The organism is Paenibacillus sp. P4_A7 (assembly GCF_056402455.1).
On record NZ_JBFUHJ010000576.1, the window covers coordinates 1 to 3,089 of the forward strand.

Genomic DNA, 3,089 nt, shown 5'->3' on the forward strand with positions numbered 1-3,089 from the left:
ACTTCTTCTCTGATGTTCCGCCAAGAGTTAAGCTGGAGGATAATATTGTTGTTGTTCTTGCGCCGCTCACTGGGGATGATAGAGTTCCTTTTAATACCAGTGACGTTGACAACTCAAACTACAATCACAGACTTAAATTATTAACATGGTTGGATAAAACGAAAAATTTGGTCATGTATAATTACTATGGGTCTTTTCTCTCCAATACTTATGAGAGACYGATTGCTGAGAAAGTGCAAGCAGATATGCAATATTACAGTGAACTGGGAATAACAGGTGTAATGCCAGAAGGTGTTATTGACGCGAGAATTCCGAATTGGTCCATTAATGCTCTGCAATTTTGGTTATTCCAAAAGCTAATGTGGAACCCGGATGCTGATATTGAACAATTGAAATCGGATTATATCAGGAAAGCCTATGGCGCCGCAGCAGATTCGATGAGAACGTATTATGACCTTATTGAACAGGGATGGAATAAGTATGATGATCCAATCGGCTACAATACAAGCACGAATACGTACATTGGGAAGTATATCATCAAAGCAGGGATCAAGGATGCTGCTCAGCAGGCTTTGAATCAGGCATGGGCATTGGCAGACGATAAAGAAAAGGCGAGAATCGCACCGATCAAAACAACTTTTGAAAAGATGGTTCTTGAGATTACTGAACTTCCTTATCTGGAGGCTCATGCAGTGAAAACAACTACTGCCAAAGAGGATATTATAAGTGTCAAAGATTTTAGTCAAGGTCCATGGGCAGCAGCTACACCAATCACGGAGTTTTATGTGATGAGCTCAAAAAATCCTGCACCAGTGCAGACGAAGGTACGCTTATTATGGGATAATAAGAATCTGTATGTAGGCTATGAAAACTTCGATGATAACATCTCGAATATCGTGACTAGTGACGTTGGTCAAAACGAATGGTGGACGGGTGGACCGGATGATGATAATGAAACGTTTATTACAGGACATCCTGCTGCTGCGAGCTATTATGTATTTTTTAACAACTCGAAAGCAATGAAGTTCGAATATAGCGGCCCTAAGCAGAATAGCGGGTATAGCGGAGAATGGGAAGCATACACTTCGGTAGGAACGGACCGTTGGATGACGATTCAGGTTATTCCATTTGAAAGCATCAATGTTGATCTTTCAATAACTAAGACGTTGCAAGGCTACTTCTTTAGAACCTATCATAAAACTGGATTTTATGGCTGGGGTGTTGGATCGGTGTGGAGTTCATCGGACTTCCACCCAATTCTACTCGAAGAATAACTGATTTAGACAGCTAGTATAAGACTTTTACAAGGAAGCTCTCCAATTTTATCAGACAAACGATGAGTTTGTTTATGATGAAAGTGGGGAGCTTTTTTGCAATGAACATTTACAGAAAGAAAGGCGACCGCTACCCGGTTGAATACCGAGAAGAGATCGCCTTTTAGTCAAGTGCCGCAAGATAGTCTTTCTCTTTGCGGTCGATTATTGTTGTTGCTTCAGCATCAGAGGGAAAGCTTTGCTATAGATCCAATGCCCGTAATCGTTTGGATGGTTGATGTTGTTCAGCAGCAGGCTCTCGTGCGTCTTGCCCGCGGCGAGCTCAGCAGTCCATATGGCATGTGCGTCTGAGACACCGATTCCGTATTCATCGCCCAAACGGCGAATGACGTTGGCATATAGGGCGGTTTTGCCACTCGTATGCTGCCAATTCGGATTGGGCTCGCATGGTGTAACGAGAACGATATCGGTATCGCCGGCATTGCGGATCGCATCGATCATGTACCGAAGGTTTTTTTCGAAGTTTTCCAGAGTCGTCGTATTTCCGCGTTCCTGCTTGTTCTGATCGTTCATGCCATAACCGATCGAGACCAAATCCGGGTTGAGGGGAACAACGTCATTGTCCACTCGGCTTGCGCCTCCGCTAGTATCTTCGCCTCCGATCGCTTTGTTGACGATGCGGATGCGGCCTGTTGGATATAACCCCAGTAGCGTGTCCGTGAATCTGCCGAAATACGCCAAGCTTTCTTCGCTGGCTTCCCCGCCCGTACTGATACTGTCCCCATAGACGACGTAGACGGCTTCTTCTCCCGCCTTCAGCTTGCTGATCAATCGATCAAACAATCCCGAACGTTCGATTTCTGAGGTCGTCAGTTTTTCACCTTCCGTCAAGGACTCCGTTGAGTAATCCACGTAGACGGTGTAAGCTTGATTGCTGAAGTCAGGATAGCGATTGTGATCGAACCCGTGTATCCCGTACATCGGATGAAGTGTTCCATCAGGAATTCGGCTGCCGTTCGCTCGGCGAATCGTGCCTTGCGTATAGTCGACGATAAAGTCCTTGCCTTCCTCGTAATGAATCGTATCTACGAGGTCGATTCTCGAGCGGCTTCGCATAGCAATGGACTCTCCCGCCAGCGGTTTGTACCGCAGGGGCAAGGCCTCTTCTTTCATGAATACGAATGCTTCCGCTTGTTGTTTGTTCGCCATCGAACGAATTCACTCCCCAATTAGGCTGGATACCCTGAATCTTTTCCTGTTACCATTCAAGAACGATACCCAGAAAAAATTCGGGTTTGTCCATGATGATGCGCCATGYTTTTTCCGCGTCTTCCGCCTTCATTCTGTGAGTGATCAGAGGCGTCGTTTGCAGCCAGCCATCGCGTATACCGATAAGAGTATCGTCCATCCGCTGTTTTGTCCACCCAGAAGGGCTATGCAGCGTGATTTCCTGCGCTCGAAGTTCCTGGATATCGACCATTCCCGAAGCGCCGAGAAAACCGGCCGATACAAGGTGGCTATCTAGTTTCATCGCCGGTTTCAGCTCTCGGAACGTATCCATGGCGCCGACCGTGTCGACGACGATGGCAATGTCCGAACGATCGCCGATCCAATCCGCTAGTGCGTTCTTTTTCAAATTAAAGGAGCCAATCGGTGCAGGAAGCAGTTCTAATCTTTGGTCGTGTCTGCCTAGCACTGTCACATCCGCCCCCCTATGAGCGAGCGTCTGTGCGGCCCATTGACCGACCATGACGTCACAGATTACCAAATCAATATCACCAGGAGTTACAGCTGGACGAACGCCGCAATTGTAAC

At 46.7% G+C, this 3,089-nt stretch carries 3 protein-coding genes; 1 reads left to right on the top strand and 2 read right to left on the bottom strand.

The window, feature by feature from the left end; translation table 11 throughout:
- The coding region (locus tag AC1DWN_RS31215; protein WP_477562747.1) for a DUF4838 domain-containing protein at positions 1–1,274 on the top strand (1,274 nt) is incomplete at its 5' end.
- Between the two features lie 204 nt (positions 1,275–1,478).
- On the opposite strand, the gene AC1DWN_RS31220 is transcribed toward AC1DWN_RS31215, so the two are convergent.
- Together AC1DWN_RS31220 and AC1DWN_RS31225 are read right to left on the bottom strand one after the other, a co-directional pair.
- On the bottom strand, positions 1,479–2,483 hold the full coding sequence (locus tag AC1DWN_RS31220; protein WP_477562748.1) for an SGNH/GDSL hydrolase family protein: 1,005 nt from the start codon (positions 2,481–2,483) through the stop codon (positions 1,479–1,481).
- A gap of 49 nt (positions 2,484–2,532) precedes the next feature.
- The coding region (locus AC1DWN_RS31225; protein ID WP_477562749.1) for a hypothetical protein at positions 2,533–3,089 on the bottom strand (557 nt) is incomplete at its 5' end.